Source organism: Sandarakinorhabdus limnophila DSM 17366 (assembly GCF_945882885.1).
GTDB lineage: Bacteria > Pseudomonadota > Alphaproteobacteria > Sphingomonadales > Sphingomonadaceae > Sandarakinorhabdus > Sandarakinorhabdus limnophila_A.
The window spans coordinates 1-20,616 of record NZ_CAMCWT010000044.1 but is presented as its reverse complement, the minus strand read 5'-3'; the positions used below and the strand labels follow the sequence as shown (position 1 = coordinate 20,616).

The 20,616-nt window shown below is 62.0% G+C and carries 23 protein-coding genes and 2 pseudogenes; 20 read left to right on the top strand and 5 right to left on the bottom strand.

All coding sequences use genetic code 11. The annotated features are described in order from the left end of the window. Window positions 1-326 (bottom strand): annotated as a pseudogene (locus Q7O19_RS10265) (transposase); the annotation flags it as partial. 54 nt (window positions 327-380) lie between these two features. Between Q7O19_RS10265 and Q7O19_RS10260 the strand changes: the two are divergent. After that, window positions 381-1,531: pseudogene (locus Q7O19_RS10260) on the top strand (IS3 family transposase). 178 nt (window positions 1,532-1,709) lie between these two features. Here Q7O19_RS10260 and Q7O19_RS10255 read toward each other — a convergent pair. Further along, on the bottom strand, window positions 1,710-2,642 hold the full coding sequence (locus tag Q7O19_RS10255) for a DUF1838 family protein (RefSeq protein WP_303810372.1): 933 nt from the start codon (window positions 2,640-2,642) through the stop codon (window positions 1,710-1,712). Here Q7O19_RS10255 and Q7O19_RS10250 point away from each other — a divergent pair. From Q7O19_RS10250 to Q7O19_RS10230, 5 genes are read left to right on the top strand one after another with little or no spacing between them, the layout of a single operon-like run. Continuing rightward, a complete protein-coding gene (locus Q7O19_RS10250; RefSeq protein ID WP_303810374.1) occupies window positions 2,599-3,627 on the top strand; it encodes a CoA ester lyase in 1,029 nt (342 codons plus the stop codon). The two genes, Q7O19_RS10255 and Q7O19_RS10250, sit on opposite strands and share 44 nt — an antisense overlap. Before the next feature lie 4 nt (window positions 3,628-3,631). Then, window positions 3,632-4,129: a MaoC family dehydratase gene (locus Q7O19_RS10245; protein ID WP_303810371.1), complete on the top strand. Its 498-nt coding sequence runs from the start codon at window positions 3,632-3,634 to the stop codon at window positions 4,127-4,129. A gap of 51 nt (window positions 4,130-4,180) precedes the next feature. Continuing rightward, complete coding sequence (locus Q7O19_RS10240; RefSeq protein ID WP_303810370.1) at window positions 4,181-5,347, top strand: acyl-CoA dehydrogenase family protein; 1,167 nt, start codon at window positions 4,181-4,183, stop codon at window positions 5,345-5,347. Continuing rightward, a complete protein-coding gene (locus Q7O19_RS10235; RefSeq protein ID WP_303810369.1) occupies window positions 5,347-6,549 on the top strand; it encodes a CaiB/BaiF CoA-transferase family protein in 1,203 nt (400 codons plus the stop codon). The genes Q7O19_RS10240 and Q7O19_RS10235 overlap by 1 nt, the downstream gene beginning before the upstream one ends. Before the next feature lie 4 nt (window positions 6,550-6,553). After that, window positions 6,554-7,639, top strand: a complete 1,086-nt coding sequence (locus tag Q7O19_RS10230; protein ID WP_303810368.1) for a CaiB/BaiF CoA-transferase family protein — start codon at window positions 6,554-6,556, stop codon at window positions 7,637-7,639. Between the two features lie 5 nt (window positions 7,640-7,644). Here Q7O19_RS10230 and Q7O19_RS10225 read toward each other — a convergent pair whose 3' ends face one another. Beyond that, complete coding sequence (locus tag Q7O19_RS10225; RefSeq protein ID WP_303810367.1) at window positions 7,645-8,394, bottom strand: GntR family transcriptional regulator; 750 nt, start codon at window positions 8,392-8,394, stop codon at window positions 7,645-7,647. 26 nt (window positions 8,395-8,420) lie between these two features. On the opposite strand from Q7O19_RS10225, the gene Q7O19_RS10220 reads away from it, so the two are divergent. From Q7O19_RS10220 to Q7O19_RS10180, 9 genes are read left to right on the top strand one after another with little or no spacing between them, the layout of a single operon-like run. Next, the gene (locus Q7O19_RS10220) at window positions 8,421-9,653 is read left to right on the top strand and encodes an MmgE/PrpD family protein (RefSeq protein ID WP_303810366.1); all 1,233 of its coding nucleotides are present in this window, start codon (window positions 8,421-8,423) and stop codon (window positions 9,651-9,653) included. After that, window positions 9,650-10,930: an MmgE/PrpD family protein gene (locus Q7O19_RS10215; protein WP_303810365.1), complete on the top strand. Its 1,281-nt coding sequence runs from the start codon at window positions 9,650-9,652 to the stop codon at window positions 10,928-10,930. Before Q7O19_RS10220 ends, Q7O19_RS10215 begins: the two co-directional genes overlap by 4 nt. Then, window positions 10,927-12,282, top strand: coding sequence for a phenylacetate--CoA ligase family protein (locus Q7O19_RS10210; protein ID WP_303810364.1), 1,356 nt, complete (start codon window positions 10,927-10,929; stop codon window positions 12,280-12,282). Before Q7O19_RS10215 ends, Q7O19_RS10210 begins: the two co-directional genes overlap by 4 nt. Next, window positions 12,279-13,418, top strand: coding sequence for an amidase (locus Q7O19_RS10205; protein WP_303810363.1), 1,140 nt, complete (start codon window positions 12,279-12,281; stop codon window positions 13,416-13,418). The genes Q7O19_RS10210 and Q7O19_RS10205 overlap by 4 nt, the downstream gene beginning before the upstream one ends. A 3-nt stretch (window positions 13,419-13,421) precedes the next feature. Further along, a complete protein-coding gene (locus Q7O19_RS10200; RefSeq protein WP_303810362.1) occupies window positions 13,422-13,727 on the top strand; it encodes an REDY-like protein HapK in 306 nt (101 codons plus the stop codon). After that, window positions 13,727-14,524, top strand: a complete 798-nt coding sequence (locus Q7O19_RS10195) for an SDR family NAD(P)-dependent oxidoreductase (RefSeq protein WP_303810361.1) — start codon at window positions 13,727-13,729, stop codon at window positions 14,522-14,524. The genes Q7O19_RS10200 and Q7O19_RS10195 overlap by 1 nt, the downstream gene beginning before the upstream one ends. Next, window positions 14,524-15,390, top strand: a complete 867-nt coding sequence (locus Q7O19_RS10190) for a polysaccharide deacetylase family protein (protein ID WP_303810360.1) — start codon at window positions 14,524-14,526, stop codon at window positions 15,388-15,390. The genes Q7O19_RS10195 and Q7O19_RS10190 overlap by 1 nt, the downstream gene beginning before the upstream one ends. Further along, window positions 15,387-16,145 (top strand): enoyl-CoA hydratase/isomerase family protein, encoded by a 759-nt coding sequence (locus Q7O19_RS10185; protein ID WP_303810359.1) that lies wholly within the window; start codon window positions 15,387-15,389, stop codon window positions 16,143-16,145. Before Q7O19_RS10190 ends, Q7O19_RS10185 begins: the two co-directional genes overlap by 4 nt. 32 nt (window positions 16,146-16,177) lie before the next feature. Next, window positions 16,178-17,035, top strand: a complete 858-nt coding sequence (locus tag Q7O19_RS10180) for a hypothetical protein (protein ID WP_303810358.1) — start codon at window positions 16,178-16,180, stop codon at window positions 17,033-17,035. Window positions 17,036-17,042: 7 nt separating this feature from the next. On the opposite strand, the gene Q7O19_RS10175 is transcribed toward Q7O19_RS10180, so the two are convergent. Then, window positions 17,043-17,333, bottom strand: a complete 291-nt coding sequence (locus Q7O19_RS10175) for a DUF1330 domain-containing protein (RefSeq protein ID WP_303810357.1) — start codon at window positions 17,331-17,333, stop codon at window positions 17,043-17,045. Beyond that, window positions 17,330-17,707, bottom strand: coding sequence for a hypothetical protein (locus Q7O19_RS10170; protein WP_303810356.1), 378 nt, complete (start codon window positions 17,705-17,707; stop codon window positions 17,330-17,332). Before Q7O19_RS10170 ends, Q7O19_RS10175 begins: the two co-directional genes overlap by 4 nt. Window positions 17,708-17,834: 127 nt before the next feature. On the opposite strand from Q7O19_RS10170, the gene Q7O19_RS10165 reads away from it, so the two are divergent. From Q7O19_RS10165 to Q7O19_RS10145, 5 genes are all read left to right on the top strand, one after another. After that, window positions 17,835-18,812 carry a quinone oxidoreductase gene (locus tag Q7O19_RS10165; RefSeq protein ID WP_303810355.1) on the top strand — a complete coding sequence of 326 codons (978 nt, stop codon included), beginning with the start codon at window positions 17,835-17,837 and terminating at the stop codon, window positions 18,810-18,812. Between the two features lie 11 nt (window positions 18,813-18,823). Then, the gene (locus Q7O19_RS10160; protein ID WP_303810354.1) at window positions 18,824-19,300 is read left to right on the top strand and encodes a nuclear transport factor 2 family protein; all 477 of its coding nucleotides are present in this window, start codon (window positions 18,824-18,826) and stop codon (window positions 19,298-19,300) included. A gap of 97 nt (window positions 19,301-19,397) precedes the next feature. After that, entirely contained in the window at window positions 19,398-20,099 is a 702-nt protein-coding gene (locus Q7O19_RS10155; RefSeq protein WP_303810373.1) for an IS6 family transposase, read from the top strand. Continuing rightward, window positions 20,089-20,298, top strand: coding sequence for a hypothetical protein (locus Q7O19_RS10150; RefSeq protein WP_303810353.1), 210 nt, complete (start codon window positions 20,089-20,091; stop codon window positions 20,296-20,298). The genes Q7O19_RS10155 and Q7O19_RS10150 overlap by 11 nt, the downstream gene beginning before the upstream one ends. Window positions 20,299-20,304: 6 nt before the next feature. Continuing rightward, window positions 20,305-20,445 carry a hypothetical protein gene (locus Q7O19_RS10145; RefSeq protein ID WP_303810352.1) on the top strand — a complete coding sequence of 47 codons (141 nt, stop codon included), beginning with the start codon at window positions 20,305-20,307 and terminating at the stop codon, window positions 20,443-20,445. The last annotated feature ends 171 nt before the right edge of the window (window positions 20,446-20,616 follow it).

Genomic DNA, 20,616 nt, shown 5'->3' with positions numbered 1-20,616 from the left:
CGGCGCTTGTCGTATTTGACGGGCTTTGTGCGGGATTTCCTGCCCGGGATGCAGGGCGTAATCCCCTTCTCCTCAAGGGCATCGCGGAACCAGTCGGCGTCATAACCCCGGTCGCCCAGCAGCCAGTCCGCCTTGGGCAGGCCATCCAGTAAGGCTGCCGCTCCGGTATAATCGCTGACCTGTCCCGCCATCATGAAGAAGCTGATCGGGCGACCGTCGGCATCCGTCACAGCGTGGAGCTTCGTATTCATGCCGCCTTTGGTGCGGCCGATGAGCCGCCCGAGACCCCCTTTTTTCCCCCCAGGCTGGATGCCGTGTGACGTGCGCCCCTGAATTGGCGCCATTTTTGAGTAGGGTCCGTTTCTCGAGGAGACGGACGAATGAAGCGGAGCAGATTTTCGGACGAGCAGATCATCGCGATCGTGAAGTAGCAGGAGGCAGGCATCGCGACCGCCGAGGTCTGCCGGCGGCACGGGATCAGCTCGGCGACGTTCTACAAGTGGAAGGCCAAGTATGGCGGTCTGGAGGTATCGGAGGCCAAGCGGCTGCGGTCGCTGGAGGATGAGAACGCCAAGCTGAAGCGGCTGCTGGCGGAGGCGATGCTGGACATCGCGGTGTTGAAAGACATCTCCTCAAAAAAATGGTGACGCCCGACGCAAAGCGGAATGCGGTCGCCCATGCCCGGGAGAAGTTCGGGTTGAGCGAGCGGCTGGCGTGCAGTCTGATCGGTGTGGCGAGGCGGGCGGTTCGTTATGAACCGACCCGTCCAGATGACGCAGGCTTGCGCGTCAGGCTGCGCGAGCTGGCCGGCGAACGGTGGCGGCTCGGCTATCGGCGCCTGGGTTATCTGCTGGCACGCGAGGGGCGGGTGCCGAACCACAAGAAGCTGCTGCGGATTTACCGGGAGGAGGAGTTGAAGGTGCGCCGCCGCGGCGGCCGCAAGCGGGCGCTGGGGACCAGGGCGCCGATGACGGTGCCACAGGGGCCGAACCAGCGTTGGTCGCTCGACTTCGTGAGCGATGCGTTCGCATGCGCCCGCCGCTTCCGCGTCCTGTGCGTCGTCGATGACTTCACGCGCGAATGCCTGGCGCTGGTGGCAGACACGTCACTGTCGGGTGCCCGGGTCGCACGGGAGCTGGACGGCGTGCTTGCCGCACGCGGCAAGCCGCTGACGGTGGTCAGCGATAATGGCACCGAGCTGACGTCGACCTCGATCCTGCGCTGGTCACAGGAACGTCAGGTCAAATGGCATTACATCGCGCCCGGCAAGCCGACGCAGAACGCCTTCGTCGAATCGTTCAACGGCCGGCTGCGCGACGAATGCCTCAACGAGACGCTGTTCACCTCGCTGGCGCACGCCAGATCGATCCTGGCGGCCTGGAAGCACGACTACAACACAGTCAGGCCGCACTCGAAACTGGGCGGCCGCACCCCCGCCGAAATCGCCGGCCAACGGGGTTGGGGGCATGCCCCCAACCCCGTTGGCATCACATCAACCATCAGCCATCAAAGCACAGGACTCTACTTCTGATCGTTACCAATCAGGAGTGCACGTCACGCGTAGCAGCGACGCTGATTTTGCCCACTGGTGGCGTTGCGTCGTCTGTTGCGATGCTAAGGCATCGCGCCCTCCTAACGCCTTGCCAGCGAACAGAATCATTATCGTCACGACCCCAACCATTTATTAGGTTGAGCCTTAATGGTCCGTATTAGTGCTGTGCGCTGGCGGGCTTGCCCGGCTGTTTGGCGTCGATCCATTTCTTGAACACGGTCCAGCTGGTTTCGTTCGGCCGCTTGTCGTCGGTGGGCGGCGCGCTGGCATAGACCGGGTAGCTGGCCGCAATCTCGGTTTTCAGCACAGCGGGCAGATCGTCATAGCTTTTCAACTTGCTCCCCATGGCGTTGAACACCAATTGCCCCTGGCGGCCGCGCATCTTCATCCATGGCAGGAAATCCGAAATCCGCACCCAGCTGACCGTGGGATAGGCCGTTGCGTTTTTCCTGTCCAGCATCTCATTGGCATCAAAGACAAAATCAAAGATTTCCATGGCGTGATACTTGCCGCCGATCCAATCCTGATAGGCGCCTTGAAGCGGGTTGTTATAGAACAGCGGCGCTTCGAACGGCATGAAGAACCAGCGGCCTTCGCGGCGCAGGGTCGGGATCGAATAGGGCGCGCCGCTGGCCGACTTGGCGAACTGCGGCTGCTGGTTCACCGGGTCGTTGGCGATATGCAGCACCTCGACCGCTTCGCTGGTCCAGGGATTGGTCCACTGGCGCACCACCTCGCCGGTCTTGGGGTCGAGATAGAGCAGGATTTCGCGGGAGACCAGGCGCCAGCCCTTGCCGCGCGCCGGATCGTCGACGGTCGTGCAGGTGCGAATGTTCATGCCTTCGGCCTTGAACAGCAGCCGATCAGGCTCACCGGCAACGCGGCTATAGACCTTGCCGGCCCAGTGATAGACGGCGGGCTTGCCATCGGCTTCGCCGCACTGCACCCGCTTGGAAATCTCCAGCGCGTCTTCGGCCACCGCCGGATCAAGCAGGCGGGCCTTGGCCTTGCCCTGCGACAGGGCTGGTCCGGCGAAGAGAGTGGTGATGGCCGTGATGCAAATCGCCGCAGTCCGGGTGCGTACCGTCATTGCTGCTTCTCCCCAGCAAAGCCCAATTTTCAAATGTGCGGGCTTATCGCTTGACAATAGAGTTGTCCGGACAAATTGTGAAGCGTCATTCGCTGGCAGCCCGCGCAATTCAGGCATGGTGCGTACGACAAAAGGGATTGATTCAGCCATCATGTTGACCGCGCAAAGCCTTTTGTTCGTGCCGGGGCACCGGCCGGACCGCTTTGGCAAGGCTGCAGCAGCGGGGGCCGGTCTCACAGTGATCGATCTGGAGGATGCCGTGCCGGCAGCAGACAAGCCTGCGGCGCGGTTGGCGGCTCTGGCCCAGTTTGGCGAAGCTGGGTCGGCGCTGCCCGCATGGGGCTTGCGGATCAATCCGGTGACGACGGCTGCAGGTATTGCTGATCTTGCCGTGCTGGGTGAAGCCGCCGTGCTGCCGCCGGTGCTGCTGATACCGATGGTGGAAAACCCGCTAGAGCTGAAGATTGTCGCCAATGCGCTGGGATCGCGTGCTCCGGGCCTGGTGCCGATGATAGAAACACCGGCAGGTTTGCGCGTGGCCCACCAGATTGGCCAGGCGCCATGCGTTATCGCGCTTATGTTCGGCGGCGGCGACTTTTCGGCTGAACTGGGCGTGGCGCTGGCGTGGGAACCGCTGGTCGCCGCGCGCAGTCAGTTAGTGATGGCAGCAGCTGAAGCCAGGGTGCCGGCCATCGACGTGCCGTTCATTATGCTGGATGATCAGGACGGTTTGGCCGATGAGGCTCGCCGCGCTCGCCAGCTGGGTTTCGCCGCCAAGGCCGCAATTCATCCGGCCCAATTGCCTGCCATCCACCAGGCCTTCCAGCCGACCGACGCCGAAGTGGCCGAGGCACGGGAGGCCCTGGCCGCCTATGCGGCTGGTGGCGGACAGGCCATTCGTTTCAAGGGGCGCATGCTGGAAGCGCCCTTCATCCGCCGCTACCAGGCTGTGCTAGAAGCCAGGAATAGGAAGTCACATGCGTGATGGAGTGAAAGAAGTTGCCCCGGGCCGCTTCCGCGAGGTGTTTGGCCGCGCGTTCGAGGATTTTGTGGTGGGTCATATTTATGAACATCGACCCGGCCGCACGATAACCGATACGGACAATGTGTGGTTCACGCTTCTGACCATGAATACCCACCCGGCGCATTTCGACTATGAATTCGCCAAGAAGACCGAATTCGGCAAGCCGCTGGTGGCCTCGCCGCTGACCGTGGCGTTGATGGTGGGGATGAGCGTTTCCGACATCAGCCAGAAGGCGGTGGCCAATCTGGGTTGGGACAATATCCGGCTGACTCACCCGTTGTTTTGCGGTGACACGCTCTATGCCGAAAGCGAGGTGCTGCAGAAGCGGGAATCGAGCAGCCGGCCGGAACAGGGGATCGTGACCGTCAAGACCATCGGCAAGAACCAGAATGGCGATACGGTCTGCACGTTTAACCGCACAATGCTGGTGTGGAAGCGCGGCTTTGGCCCAGTCGACGATTGAATTTGACTGATGAGGAGTGACGCAATGGCCCCCGCCCCCAAGTTAGACCTGATGGCTGATCAGGGTCGCAGTATCGATGCAGACGAAGAGGCCGCATTTCTGGATGCCATTGACCGTTGGCTAGAGCGCCGGGTGATCCCGGTGGTTATGCACCACGATCACAACGACATCTGGCCCGCCGAGCTGGTCGCCGAAATGGCCGATATGGGTCTCTTTGGTGCCACCATTGGCCAGCAATATGGCGGTCTTGGCCTGCCAGCGACAACATATGCCAAGATCGTGATGCGCATTTCCAGTTACTGGATGGCAATCACCGGCATCTTCAATTCGCACCTGATTATGGCGGCGGCTGTAGAGCGCTTTGGCACTCCTGATCAAAAGGCCAAATGGCTGCCGCGCTTTGCCACTGGCGAAATCCGTGGCGGTCTGGCGTTGACCGAGCCGAACGCTGGCACCGATTTGCAGGCCATCCGCACGGTCGCGCGCCGTGACGGCGATGATTATGTGGTCAATGGCACCAAAACATGGATTTCCAATGCCCTGAACGGCAGTTGCTTTGCGCTGCTGGTCAAGACCGGTCCGGATGCGAACCCGCGCTACAAGGGCATGAGCCTGTTCATCGCCGACAAACGGGCCGGCTTCACCACGGGGAAGAAGTTCGACAAATTGGGCTATAGATCCATTGATAGCGCCGAACTGGTGTTCCAGGATTATCGCATTCCGGCCGACCAGTTGATTGGCGGCGTGGAAGGCCAAGGCTTTTTCCAAGCAACAGGCGGGCTCGAACTGGGCCGGATCAACGTGGCCGCGCGGGGCGTCGGGCTGGCGGAAGGCTCGCTCCGGCTCGCGACACAATATGCCCAGGAACGCCAGACAATGGGGAAACCGATTGCCGAGCATCAGGCTATCCAACTGAAGCTGGGCGAGATGGTGACGCGGGCGCGGGCCGCCCGTCTGCTGACGATGGATGCCGCGGCAGCCTATGACCGGGGCGAACGCTGCGACCTGGAAGCCGGCATGGCCAAGTTCTTTGCCAGCGAATCTGCGGTGGAGAACAGCCAGGAAGCGATGCGCATTTACGGCGGCTACTCCTATTCCAAGGAGTATGACATTGAGCGTTACTATCGTGATTCCATGCTGATGTGCATCGGCGAGGGCACGAACGAGATGCAGCGCATGATCATTGCCAAGCAATGGCTCAAGGCCAATCCCGCCTGATGTCCCATCTCCCGCTCTCTGGCTTTCGCATCATCAGTGCCGAGCAATATGGCGCCGGGCCCTATGGCAGCATGTTCCTTGCCCAGTTGGGTGCCGACGTCATAAAGATCGAACCGCCCGGCTCGCAAGGGAAGGGTGGAGACACGGCGCGGGCTGTCGGGCCGCACTATCTGCGCGACGGCGAAAGTCTTTATTTCCAGGCCTTCAACCTCAACAAGCGTAGCCTGACGCTCGATCTGAATGCGCCGGAAGGGCAAGTCATATTTCGCAAACTGGTGGCAACTTCCCACGCGGTTGCAAACAACATGCGCGGTGATCTGCCGGCCAAGCTGGGCCTAACCTATGAGACGCTGAAGGATATAAACCCCGCCATCGTTTGCGCACACCTGTCGGCTTATGGCCGCGACAATGAACGGGCGCGCTGGCCGGGCTATGATTATCTCATGCAAGCCGAAGCCGGCTATTGCTTGCTCACCGGCGATCCCGGTGGAGAGCCGCAGCGCATGGGCCTTTCGATGGTGGATTTTATCACCGGCACCATCCACGCCATCGGCCTGCTGGCAGCGCTGGTTGATGCTCAACGCAGCGGTGTAGGCCGCGATGTCGATACCGATCTGCTGTCGGCCGCCGTTCACCAGACCAGTTACCCGGCACTATGGTACATGAATGAAGGCGACGTGACCGAGCGGACGCCGCGGAGCGCCCACCCCACGGCCACGCCCAGCCAAATGTTCAAGGCTGCCGATGGCTGGATATTTGTGATGTGCCAATTGCCGAAATTCTGGACGATCATGGTCGAGAAGATTGGCCACCGGGAACTGAGCTCGGATCCGCGCTTTGCGGCGAACAAGGACCGGCTCGCCAATCGCGCCGCTCTCACCGCAACGCTTGATGAACTGTTCGAAACCCAGCCAATGGCGCATTGGCAGGAACTGCTGGCCGGTCATGTGCCAGTGGCGCCGGTCTATGGCCTCGATCAGGCGCTCGACAGTCCATGGCTGCGCCGTACCGGAATGCGCGACAGTGTTGATCATCCCGACCGCCCCGGCATGCAGGTGCTCGCCAACCCGATCCGGATCAATGGCCAGCGCCTGCCCAACCGGCCTGCGCCGCTTCTCGGGGCGGATACAGACGTCATCCTCACCGATCTTGGTATAGGTGTCGATGAGTTGGCCGAACTGAAACTTGCCGGGATCGTCTGAGGCGATGGGAAAACTGTCTGGCATCAAAGTCGTTGACCTCACGCAATTCTTGCCGGGTCCGATGCTGAGCCTGATGATGGCCGATCAGGGCGCCAGTGTGATCAAGGTGGAGCCGGCGGCCGGCGATCCGGCCCGTAGCCAAGCACCGTTTGAGAATGGCCAGAGCGTGTGGTTCTCCAACCTCAATCGCGGCAAGACCAGCATTGTGCTTGATCTGAAAAACGAAGCGGGCAAAAACTCCCTGCGCGACCTCATCCGAATCGCCGACGTGTTCCTGGAAGGCTTCCGCCCCGGCGTGACGGCGCGCCTGGGCTTTGGTTGGGACGTGGCGCGCGCGCTCAATCCGCGCCTCGTCTATTGCTCCATTTCCGCCTTTGGGCAGTCGGGTCGCCTTGCCCATCACCCCGCGCACGACATCGCGGTGCAGGCGATGGCCGGCTTCATAAGCGTCAATGATGCCGGCGACGGATCGTGCCCTGTGGTGCCCGGCGTGCCGGCGGCCGGCGTGGCAGCGGGGCTGACTGGGCTGGCTGCGGTCCTGATGGCACTGATTGGGCGGGAGAAAAGCGGGCAGGGTGATTATCTCGACATCGCGATGCTCGACAGCCTACTGCCGTGGAGCGCGCACATTGCCGGCGGCGCACTGGCGGGTGGCGCCGCGCCGTTCTCGGCAGCGCAGCGATCATTGGGCGGGGCAGCATTCTACAATGTCTATGAGTGTGCCGATGGTCGCCACATCGTGCTTGGTGGGCGTGAGCTCAAGTTTGCAACCGCGCTGCTTACGGCACTGGGCCGGCCTGATCTGATTGCACTGGCCGAGGCCGACGCCGGTCCGGCGCAGGTCCCTCTGATCGATTTCTTGCGCGAAACCTTTCGCACCAGGAGCCGTGAGGCGTGGGACGCATTCATGCACACAGTCGATGTCGCCTATGCTCCGGTGCTGGATTTCGCCGAAGCCTTTGCCCAGCCGCACATCGCCGAGCGCGGTCTTATCGTGGAGGCCGATGGCCGCCATCATATCGCCCCGGCGATACGCTTCACGGGTGAAGCATGGTTTCCGGGGCCGGTGCCCGCGCTGGGCGAAGCTTGATGGCTCTATTCGACGTCGATATGCATCGAATAGGCGAAGCGGTCGCCAGGATGGTGGCTCACCGAGATTTCGAACACATGGCCCTTGGCGTCGCGGTAGCAACGGATGATGCGCAACACGGCAGCACCGCGCTTGATGCCGAGCTCGCGGGCAATGTCGGCGCTGGCAATCACCGCCTGGATGTCTTGGGTAACTTGGACCACAGAAACGCCGGACAGTGCTTCAATCTGGCTGAACAGCGTGCCGGCAGCCAGATCCAACCGGGCCGCAGTATCGCCCAGCATCTCGTGGAAATAGGCGGTGGTCGTCGCAATCGGCTGGTCGCCGTCGAATGTGGTGCGCACGCCACGCACCAGCGCCCACTGGCCGCCGGCCGGAATGCCGATGCTGGCTCCCAGCCAGGCCGGCAGCGGGCCGTGGCCGGCTGGCTGGTAGGTGACACGCGTATCGCGGGCATATTGCAGGATTTCCCCCACGTTCGAAAGTGGCTGGTGCAGCGCTCCGCCACGGGCTCTGGCCGGCTGCACCACAGTGCCCGATCCGCGGCGGCGGGCAATCAACCCTTCGTTCTGAAGACGGCGCAGTGCCTCGCGCACGGTAAAACGCGACACACCATGGGCGGCGCAAAGATCGGATTCGGTGGGGAAGGGTGTTTCACTGCCAAAGCGTCCGGCCAGGATATCGGCACGAAGACTTGCTGCCAGTCGCAGATAACGCGGCGCCGGATCGCGGGCCATGGCGGCGAGCTGGTTCAACGGTTGCTCCTTGGTTGGCGTTGGCGATGACCGCACCGCTACTCACCCGACTTGTCCGGACGTTAGCGCGCCCGGTTTCGGAAAGCGAGGGGCTGCGCGCCCGGTTTCATCTGCTGGATTGGCTGGCCTGTGTTGCAGGTGCAAGACAAACGGCGGTGGCTGCGGCAGCGCACCGCGCCGGCCGCGATGTTCTGGAGCGAGTGGCCTATCTTGGCAATGTGTTGGAGATGGATGACGTCCACCGCCGCGCGCTGCTGCACCCGGGCCCGGTGATCTGGCCGGCTGCCTTGAGCGCAGCGCGCGAGGCCGGTGGCGGCATGGCAATGATGCTGGCCGGCGCAGTGCGCGGCTATGAGGCGATGATCGCCATCGGCACCATGCTGGACGCTTACCATTACAGCCTGTGGCACCCAACCAGCACCGCCGGTGGGCCTGGCGCTGCTGCGGCCGCAGCCAGCATCTTCGGTTTAGATGAACGCCAGACAGTTAGCGCGCTTGGCCATGCCGCCTCGATGGCGGGCGGTCTTTGGCACATGCGCCATGATGACGTCATGACCAAGCAACTTCACGTGACCCGCTCTGCGCTGGAAGGCTTGTGGTGCGCGCGGGCAGCGCGCGCCGGCTTCACCGGACCGGCCGCTGTGCTTGAAGGGCCGCAGGGGCTGTTTGCAGCAATGACGCAAACTCCGGGGCCTCTGCTGGAACCAGCCGATTGGCGCATAGGCGACGTCAGTTTCAAGCCGTGGGCGGCATGCCGACACGCCCATCCGGTGATCGATTGCGCGCTGGAATTGCGGGCAAGGGGCGCACTCAATCCGCCTTTCGTGATCGAGACCTATGCAGATGCATTGCGCTTCTGCGACCGGCCCAACCCGGTGACGGAAGTCGATGCCAAGTTCAGCCTTCAGCATGCGGTGGCTGTGATTGCCGATGGCCGTGAGGCTACGCCGGCGGATTTCACACCGCAGGCCATTGCGTCGCTGGCCGCGCTGCGTGCCGAGGTGACCGTGCGTGAGGGCGCCGACTTCTCCCTTCGTTACCCCCGGCATTTCGGCGCGCGGCTGAATGGGCTGGAATTGATAGACACGCGCGGTGACCCGGAACGTCCGCTGGACCGGGGTGGACTGATAGCCAAGTTGGCGATGCTGGTGGGCTGGGGCGGGCTGCCAGCGACGGAGGTCGACCGTGCTGCGGCGCTGGTTCTGCATGGCGACGATGTCGGCGACATCATTGCGCTGCTGACGGATTGGACGGCATGAGCGCGGTTGACACATTGATTGATTTCGTCGGCGCACCGCATCGCCTGTCTGAGGAGGTGTCTGCCATCGCACGGCATTTCCTTGCCGACACTCTGGCGGTGGGTGCGGCCGGGCATGACGCGCCAGGCGCAGAGGCCATACTGAGGGTGGCGCGGGGACAAGGGCAAGCAACAGAAGCTCGTCTGCTCGGTGATGCGGAGCGCTTGCCAGCCAGCGCTGCGGCCTTCGTCAACGGCTATCGCATCCATTGTCTGGAATGGGACGCGGTCCATGAACCTGCCGTGGTCCACGCGATGAGCGTGGTCACCGCAGCGCTTGGCGTGGCGATTGACCGACGTGGAGGCATTGCGGCTGATGAGGCTCTGGTCGCGCTGGCAGTGGGCGTCGAGGTCGCGGCAGGATTGGGGGATGCCGCGACCTCCCCGCTTCGCTTCTTTCGTCCTGCCACTGCTGGCCTGATTGGTGCGGCGCTTGCGGTCGCCCGCATCGACGGCGCGCCCTTGCTCCCCGCATTGGGCCTCGCTTACTCCAGCGTCGCTGGCACCATGCAGGCGCATGTCGAAGGGTCGCTGGCGCTGCCGTTTCAGATCGCGAATGCCGCACGAGCGGCGGTGCTGGCCAGCGATCTTGCCCGAGCCGGCTTTCCGGCCCCGGCCAATGTGCTGGACGGGCCGTTCGGCTATTTCCAACTGATTGATGTTGGCGACAGCGGGGCGCTGGTCTCCGCGCTGGGCGCGCGCTGGCGCATAGCCGAACTGTCGGTAAAACCCTACCCCTCCGGGCGCGCCAGCCATGCTGCGCTCGGCGTCCTGGCCGGCTTTGTCGGCCAGGACGTGGCGGCGATAGAACTGGCCTGCCCGCCGCTGATCCGTCGCCTGGTTGGCCGTGCAATGCAGCCCGACATGACCCCGGCCTGGGCGCGGCTGTGCATGCCGTTCCTAGCCGGGGTCATGCTGCGCGATGGCCGCATCGACCCACGCTGCTTCACACCCGAACAGTTTGCCGATCCGGCGCTACTGGCCTTTGCCGGCAGGGTCACGCTGCTGGAAGATGGAAATCCCGACCCCAATGCGCTGTTCCCGCAGGCGATCCGCCTGACCTTTGCGGATGGCAGCACGCAACCCATTGCCATCCCGGCAACGCTGGGCAGCCCGCACGCGCCACTCAACCCGGCCCAAATCGCGGCAAAGTTTGCCCTCGCCCGCGAGCTTGCCAGCCCCGCCTGCGACCCACGCATCTTCACTGATCCTCTCGCCTATTTCACGGAACCGAAATGAGCCAACGCAGCTACTTCGAGTGCTTGGATATCAAGCAATTGTTGACCGATTATCCGGTAGGAGAGGACTTTACCCGCAGGTATCGAAGCATCAGCCATGATGAACTGCGCGGTCTTCAGGAAGCGCAATTCAAGCGGCTGATCGCACGCGGATGGCAGATACCCTTTTATCAGCGCCTTTGGGGCGCCCGCGGCATTGAGCCGGGCGATATCCGTTCCCTAGACGACATCACCAAGCTGCCTGTTTATGACAAGAGCGATTTGATGGAATCGGTCAACGCCGCACCGCCATATGGTGATTTCGATGGGCGTGGCAGCGATCCGGTGATTTTCCACACCACGAGCGGCACCACCGGCCGACCGCAACCGCTCATGTTCGGCCCCAAGGGCCGCGAGGTAACCAACCTGCTCGTCGGCCGCATGTATCGCTGGATGGGTCTGGAATCCGACGATGTCGTCCATAGTGTCTATGGCCATGGCATGATCAACGGCGGCCACTACATCCGCGAGGCGGTCACTCACTTCACCAGCGCGCTCTTTCTGTCCGCAGGTACCGGTATCGAGACGCGTTCGGTCAATCAGGTCAATCTGATGGCCGATTTCGGCGTAACCGTGATGGTTGGCTTCGTTGATTATATCCGCAAGCTGGCCGAAATGGCCGAAGCCGAGAAATTGTTTGATCGCATTAAGCTGCGCATGATCATCGGCCACCTTGGTACCGAAGATCGCGCTGCAACCGAGGCCGCATGGCACGGCGCCAAGGCCTTTGACTGGTATGGTGTCGGTGATACCGGGACAATTGCGGGTGAGGGACCCGATCGCAATGGACTATATGTCTGGGAAGATGCGCAATACCTAGAATTGCTCGACGTCGATAACGGACAACCGGTCCAGTTTGGCGAAGCTGGCGACATGGTGGTGACTTGCCTTTTCAAGGATGATATCGCGCCTTGCATTCGCTTCAACACTCATGACATCACCCACGAATTTGCCGGCAAAGGTGAGATTGCCTTCCGCCGCATCGCCGGCTTCAAGGGCCGTAGCGACAACATGGTGAAACTGCGCGGCATCAACATATTCCCGCATGCAATTGCTGCGTTGATCGAGAACCGCAGTGACCTGACTGGCGAATATGTCTGCACGCTTAGCCGAAATGCCGCCGGACGCGATTCGATGTTGGTGGCGATCGAAAGCCGTGGTGGCAGCGATGTTGCAGCGCTTTCCGAGTTGCTGCGGCGCGGGCTTGGGGTGGAGATTGAAGTCACGCTCTGTCCGCCCGGCGGCACATCGGAGGCCACGCAGATTGACATGCGCCAGAAGCCGCTCCGGTTGATCGACAAGAGGGGCTTGTGAGCCACGACCGCTGGAACGCGATTGTAGATGTTGCCGCCGATCCCGGTGGTGGCAGTGGCCCGCTTGCTGGCGTGCGCATTGGTGTCAAATCCAATATCGCGGTGGCTGGCATGCCGCACACGGGCGGGATGGCGCATCTTCGCGGCAAGATCGCGCCGCGTGACGCCCATGTGGTTGCACAGTTGCGCAGCGCCGGGGCAAGCATCACGGCCTCTCTTAACATGCACGAAGCCGCTTTGGGCGCGACCACCGACAACGCATTCTATGGCCGCACCCATAATCCGCACCGCATAGGCTATACGCCCGGAGGCTCGTCAGGAGGCAGTGGCGCAGCAGTGGCGGCGGGGCTGGTCGATCTGGCGCTGGGCACCGACACGCTGGGCAGTGTCCGGCTGCCGGCGGCTTATTGTGGTGTCTATGGCCTGAAGCCCACCCACGGCGCGGTCAACGAGGACGGACTTCTCTATCTTGATCCGGCGTTGGATTGCATCGGGCCACTGGCGCGTGATCTCAATCTGATCAAGCAGGCGTGGGATGTTATCGGCAATGGAGGCGGGGAAGAGGATTTCTCCCGCCTGTTGCTACTCGACGATCTGGCAGGGGTGGTGTGTGAGCCCGCTGTGCTGACCGGCTACCAGGCTGCCCGCGCCGCGCTGGATTTGCCTGCTACTGTTATCCGCCTGCCAGAACCTCCTACCGTCATCCGCCTCGCTGCGCTGACGGGTTCGGTGCGCTACTTGATCGGTGCGCTGGGTGAGCATCGCGCCGACGCATCGGCTGAACTGCACTTTGTCCTGGATGCGCTGGAGCACGCAGCCTCCAATTCCGCGCTATTGGCCGCAGTGAGGGCGGTGTTGTTGGAGGCGTTGGGCGATGACGGTGTGGCTCTGCTGCCCACCGCGCCGCAGGCCGCTTTTGCACATGGTTGTCGTCCGCCATCAAACCAGGCCGATTTTACCGGGCTGGCCAATATCGCCGGCCTGCCGGCAATCGCGCTGCCGTCGGGGTGGAGCGACGATGGCCTTCCGGTCTCGGTCCAGCTAGTCGGGCCCGCCGGATCGGAACGTCGGCTTATCGCGCTTGCCTGCCGCCTTGACGCGGCTTTGAATCAGTATCGGCCGCCGAAGGGAGAATGACCTATGCGCATTATCTGCCTGTTCAACCTTAAGCCCGGTGCATCGCGCGAAGGCTATGAAGCCTGGGCGCGTGGCACCGATATCCCTGGTGTCAACGCGCTGGGCAGCGTGAAGGCCTTTACGGTTCACCGCGCCACTGGCCTGTTCGGATCGGATGCAGTGCCACCCTACGATTATATCGAAGTTATAGATATCAATGGCATGGATGAGTTTGTTTCCGACGTTTCGAACGCTGAATTCCAGAAGGTCGCCGCTGAATTTGGTCAGTTCAGTGACAATCCGACCTTCATCCTGACGGACGATCTGTGATGGGACGCTTTACAGGCAAGACGATTATCGTAACCGGCTCGGGTAAAGAAAACGGCCTCGGCCAGGGTATCCTGCGGCGCTTTGCCGATGAGGGTGCGAACTGCGTTGTCTCTGATGTGCGTATCGACGCAGAAGCTGAAAGCGTGGCCGCCGATCTTGCCAAGCGGGGCGGGAAGGTGGCCACCATCGCCTGCGACGTGTCGGATGCCGCTCAGTGCCAAGTACTGCTGGATAGGTCATTGGCCGCGATGGGCGGTGTCGATATCTTTGTAAACAATGCCGGCATCGGCTTCATGATGAAGCCGATGCTCGACGTGGATCCGAGCGATTGGGCCAAAGTAATTGCGGTCAACCTTTCAGGCGCTTTTTACTGCACGCAGGCTGCGGCCAAGGCGATGATTGCGGCCGGCAAGGGTGGTCGCATCATCAACATCGCAAGCCAGGCCGCCAAGACCGGATTTCCGCACTTGCCGGCCTATGTCAGCTCCAAGCATGGCATGGTGGGGCTGACCCGGGCTACGGCGGTGGAATTGGGCGCGTATGGCATCACAGTAAACGCCGTCTGCCCCAATCATGTCACCACCGGCCTGGGTGCCGTTCAGAACGAGTATTTCTCGAAACTGCTCGGCTTCCCGACGGTAGAGGCCTATCTTGCCAACATGGCCGCCAAGAACCCGATGGGTCGCCCTGGCCTGCCCAGCGATACGGCGGGGGCTTGTGCGTTCCTGGCCAGCGACGATGCTTTCTACATCACCGGTGAGGCGCTGAACGTGTCGGGCGGGGAGGAGATGCACTAATGCGCGAAGAACGCATCGATTGGCCGGGCGCAGCAAAGATGGCGCTTTCGGTGGTGGTTAATGTCGAGGAGGGCTCAGAACAGACGATTGCACGCGGAGACAAGGGCATGGAGCCGGTGGACGAGCTCGGCATCTTCATCAAGGCACCGATCCGCAATTATGGCAATGAATCCAACTACCTATATGGCATCAAGGCTGGTGCGCCGCGCGTCGTCAAGCTGTTGAAGGCCTTTGATATCAAGGCGAGCTGGACGGTGGCGGCGCTGAGCCTGGAAAACCACCCGCAGCTGGCTGAGGCCATCATCGAGCTCGGTCATGAGCCTGTTAGCCATGGCTGGCGCTGGATCCACCAGTTCAAACTGAACGAGGAGGGCGAGTGCGAGTTCATCGCCAAGGCCGTCGAATCGATTAGGCGGACGTGCGGTGTGCGTCCTTATGGCTGGCTGTCGCGCTATTTCCACACGGACAACACCCGGCGCCTGCTGATTGAAGCCGGCTTTGACTATCACATGGACGATTACTCGAGCGACGTGCCTTTTTGGGACAAAGCGACCGTGCCGGAACGGCCGATCGTCATTGTGCCTTACCAGCTCGACAACAACGATATGAAGATGTGGACAGACCCGGCGATGAGCCCTGAGCAGTGGCTGGGCTATGCCAAACGCAATTTCGACCAAGTTTATCGCGAGGGTATGGAAGGCAATCCCAAGATGATGAGCCTGGGTTTACACTTACGCATAATCGGTCGGCCGGGGCGCATCTGGGCGCTGGAGGCGTTTTTCCGCCATGTGCGCGCGCATGATGGCGTCTGGCTAGCTACTCGGCACGAAATCGCGCAGCATTTCAGGGGAGTGCAGCCGGCATGAGCCTGCGCCTTGAATATGGAGACCGGACTGCCCGGCTAATCATCGACCGGGCCGAAAAGCGCAACGCGTTCTCACATGCGATGTGGACGCAACTGCCCCGCCTTCTTGCCGAGGCCGCCACCCATTCCGATCTGCGCCTGCTGGTGGTGCAAGCGGCCCAGCCCGGCAGCGCCTTTTGTGCCGGAGCGGACATCGCTGAGCTTCTGGCGAACATGCGCGATGCCGATTGGCGTGCCGCCAATCAGGCCGCGATCAACCGGGCGCAATCTGAAATCGCGCGGTTTCCACTTCCCACAATCGCGTTTGTCGAAGGCGATGCGGTTGGCGGTGGCTGCGGGTTGGCGATGGCCTGCGATCTGCGCATCGCCACGAAGGCGGCGCGGTTCGGCATCACGCCGGCAAAGCTTGGCCTCGTCTATCCGTTGCACGACGTGAAGTTGCTGGTCGATCTGGTGGGCCCTGGCCAGGCTAGGCGGATGCTGTTTTCGGGCGAACTTCTGGATGCAAATGAGGCGCAGCGGATCGGCTTGGTGGAGTTGCTGGCTGATAGCCCATCCTGCATCGAGGCGGCGATCGTAGCCGCCTCACGCTATTCGACGAAGGCGATCAAGGGCTTCGTGCGCCGCGTACTCGACGGTCAGGTCGCGGACGATGAGGAGACGCTGGCAATCTTCGCTGCCGCCTTTACCGGCCCGGATTTTGCCGAGGGCACCAGCGCGTTTGTGAAAAAGCGCCAACCGGAGTTTAGGGCATGATTCCACACGGAACGATAATGGGCGGCTTGTCAGTGGTACCTGATCTGGCATCCGCCATTGCCGGCTACCAGGGCACACTGCAGCTTGATCTGGTCCACGAAGGCCCGTTGCCGGCCGATTTGGCCGCCAGTTGGGACTGTCCGGCCAGCGCCAACATGCGCCACGCTGTGCTGCGCCCGAAAAGCGGGGCACCCTGCTGGTTTCGGCTGGTCGAACAACCGCCGGTGGCCGGCTTCAGACCCACCACAAGCTTTGGTTGGGGCGCTTTCGAGCTTACAGTGAAAGACGTTTTCGGTTGGCCCGACCGGCTTGCCGGCAGCGCTTTCACGATTGTTGGCGAACCCAAGCAATTGCCCGGCATGGATGCCTTCGTGCCGATGCAAGCGCTCGGGCCGGGACAGGAGATGATCTATCTCAATCAAGTGTTCGGCAACATGGCTGCCATCGATCTGCCCATGGCGCAATCGATCAGCGACCATATCTTTATTGTTATCCTCGCTGCGCCTGATCGCGCTGCCGCATGTGACTGGTATGCCCGGTCTTTAGGCCTTGTTCTGGGAGAGACATTCGAATTGCCCTACGAGATGATCAACAGCGCCTTTGGCCTGCCCAACAGTCACATCAGCGCTCTCACAATGGTGCAGGCCGGGCGCATGCCTATTGTGGAAGTGGATGATTATCCGATGCAGGCCCGGCGCCGCCCGCGCCATATCGGCATGTTGCCGCCCGGCAATGCGCTGGTGACCTTGGCTGTGCGCGATCTGGACAGTTGTACCGTGAACTGGATCTGCCCGCCCGTGCGCCGTTTCGGGCCATTGTATGACGGCCGGCAGGCCGGCACGTGCATTGGCGCGGCAGGCGAATTGCTGGAACTGGTAGAGACAGGCTAACGCAGCATCATTCGCCCACCAAGATCACTTCCACATCGGCCAGGCCTTCACGCAGCTTCTTCACCTCGGCATATTCGGGCGAGTTCCAGAAAGCCAATGCACTGGTGCGCGACGGCCATTCCGACACAACCACCGAGGAGCCGTCCACCCCGTCACCCTCCAGCACTAAGGCGCCAGGTGCGCGGATGACATAGCGGCCGCCAAACTGGTCCATCAGCTTGGCCGCTGAGGGGCCATAGCCATTGATGAAGGCTTCGCGATCATGGATCCGGGCGGTGATTACGAGCCAGGCGGTCATGGTTGCGGCTCCTGCAGGCTGATGAAGATGGCGGCCGGCGCGAGCAGCGCATCCGGGATATGACATGCTAAGGTAAAGCGTAGCCCGTGCACTCTGTTCTGGAGGGCGCGGCTGGGAAAAAGCGCCACCTGGCGCGCCTGTGGCCATGGTAGGCGCTGGCCCCTGACGAAATCCTCATTGTTGCGGTCGTGCCGGCCGCGCGGCTTGGTAAAGCCCCGGTCACGGATGCGGTGTCTGGCCGCGTCGAAGCCGAACTTCGTGGTGCCGCGGGCCACCGGCAGCACGTGTTCGATGACGACCCGCGGCCTGTCGTCGGCGGCCCACGGACCAAGGCCTGCAGTCGCCGGCACCATGGCGGGAATGGTTGAGTTCATCCTGTCCTCTCATTTACCCGCACTATGGATTTGTCCGGACAAATCGGCAATAGTGCCGACCATGATCACCATGCGTGCACTGGTTGCAGGCTGGCGACACGCGGTTGAACCAGGAAGGCCGTTTGCAATGAAGGCGCTAGCCGCGATCGTTCGCCGTGTCGGTGGCCCCGACGTGATCGAATGGGTTGAACAGACCCTGATGCCGCCAGGCCCTGGCGAGGTTACGGTGGCTCACAGCAGCATCGGCATCAACTTCATCGATACTTATTACCGGCGCGGCGTCTACCCGATGCCGCTGCCCGGCGGATTGGGGCTCGAGGCGGCCGGCCGAGTGGTGGCGGTTGGGCCTGGCGTACGCGAATTTTGCGAAGGTGACCGTGTGGTGAGCTTCGGGCCGGATCGCGGCGCCTATGCCACTGCGCGCACGATCGCCGCTGCCCAACTTTTTGCACTGCCGGACGGGATTGACGACGATATTGCAGCCGCCGGTTTCTTGAAGGCGGCCACAGCCGAGTTCCTGGTGGAACGTTGCGGACAAGTGCAGCCCGGGTGGCCGGTGCTGGTGCATGCCGCCGCTGGCGGTGTCGGGCTGATCCTAGTGCAATGGCTCAAGGCAGTTGGCGCCATGGTGATTGGTACGGTGTCAAGCGCATCCAAGGCGGAAGCAGCGCGCGCGGCAGGCTGCGATCACGTCCTGAACTATGCCGAAGCAGACGTGATGCCAGCGATACGGGCTCTCACGGGCGGTGCGGGCGTGCGCGTCACTTATGATGGTGTGGGGCGCTCAACCTGGGCGACATCACTGGATGCGACCGGGCGGCGCGGTCTGATTGTGAACTATGGCAATGCCGATGCCGCGGTTGGCCCGGTGGATCTGGCTGTTCTGGCGCAGAAGGGAAGCCTGGTGAATACACGCCCCACCTTGTTTGACTATTATCACGAGCCCGGCGAACGCGCCGCTGGCGCGCTGCGTGTTTGGGAGATGGTCGCATCGGGCCAGGTGCAGATCAGCATTGGCCAGCGCTGGCCAATGCAAGCGGCCACCGCCGCGCACACCGCACTCGAAGGCAGGGCGACCACCGGTTCCAGCCTGCTCATTCCGTAAAGGATAACACCATGCGCCTTGCGCAGCTTGCCCTTATGCTCGTTCTGGCACTGCTTCTCGCCACGCCGGCTGTGGCAGGACGGGCCGAGGACGCGCTTAAGCAAGAAGGAGATCGCTGGAATGCGGCCTACAGCGCCGGTGACTGGACCGCGCTGAGGGCGCTTTATGCCGACGATGCCTGGCTGATGACAAACAAGGCGCCGGTTGCGAAGGGCCCTGATGCCATCATCGCTTACCTGAGACGGTTCAGTGGTCGCGGTTCTGTGGTGAAGTTTCGGTTTGAACCGGAAGACGTGATGGCAAGCCGGCCATTCGGGGTTGTTGTGGCTCGATACTGGATGACGGCTCAATTGCCCGGCGAAGCAGCCCCGGTGCGCGTGGCTGGGCGATCGATGCTGATCTACAAATGGCAGGGTTCTGGGCTCGATGCCGGTTGGAAGCTGTGGCGTGACATGGATAACATGGCGCCGGATGTGCCGGCCGAATAATCAGATAGCCCGCCTGGCAGGCAGCTAAGGAGAAATATGGTCCTGTCAGACTAAAATTGCAGGCGGGTTAGGGCGCTGGTAAAAAAGCGAAATGACGATGCCCGCCAACCCGTTTCGTTGTTTCAACTCGTCGCGGGAGGTAATCCGGCTCGTGGTGATGATTTACGTACGGTTCCCGCTCAGCCTGCGCAACGTTGAGGATCTTCTGTTCGAGCGCGGCATCGACATCTGCCATGAAACAGTGTGGTTTTGGTGGAATCGGTTTGGGCCGCTGTTTGCGGCAGAAATCCGTCGCCAGCGTCAATGCCGAATGCGAGGTTTCCGGCATTGGCGCTGGCCCGTTGACGAGGTGTTTGTGAAGATTAACGGCGAGCGCCATTATCTGTGGCGAGCGGCCGATCACGAAGGCGAGATCCTGGAAAGCTACGTTACCAAAACGCGCGACAAAGCAGCGGCTTTGGCCTTTCTGAAGAAGGCCCTGAAGCGCCATGGACGTGCGGAGGCAATCGTTACGGACGGACTGCGATCCTACCCTGCAGCGATGCGGCAACTGGGCAATCTGGACCGCCGCGAGATGGGCCGCTGGTTGAACAGCCGAGCCGAGAACTCGCATCTTCCATTCCGACGACGAGAGCGGGCGATTCCGCGGTTCTGGCGGATGAAATCGCTACAGAAATTCGCTTCGGTCCACGCCTCGCTGCACAACCATTTAAACTCGGAACGTCACCTCGTCGATCGCCAAACTTACAAGCTGCGACGCTCGGCTGCCCTAGCCGAGTGGCAGTCGCTTGCCGCCTGAAGTCGATGCTTTTGGCCCAAGGCGCTCCAAACGGAGACAAGTTGCGATTGGTCTGACAGCACCTGTCGAAGATCATTGGCGGCTGCATCTTGGCCAGCCGGCCTTCGAGATCCCCAAGCCGCAGCTGCTGATCGACAACCTGCGCTGGCATGGCCATGTGCTCGACACGCATGAGCAGATCGACGCCCTATGCGATTAAGGCGATTTGACCGAGGAGGAGCTGTTCCAGCCGATGGACGGCTACTCGTGGGAAGACCAGTGGGAGCACAACCTGTCGCCCGAAGCCCAAGCCTTCACCTTCCTGCAGAAGCACGACCTCTTCCCTGCAGACGGCAAGGGCCGCTGAGAGGGGCAGGTGATCTCCGGGTCTGTGGATCGGCGTGCAAAAGGGACCCTGTTAGCGGGGTGATCGGCGTCCAAAAGGGAACCACCATTCCGATGGTTTAGACAGCGACTTGGTTTTCCAGGTGGCGAGATCGGGATGTTGGTTGTGGAGACGGTTGTACGGATCCGGCGG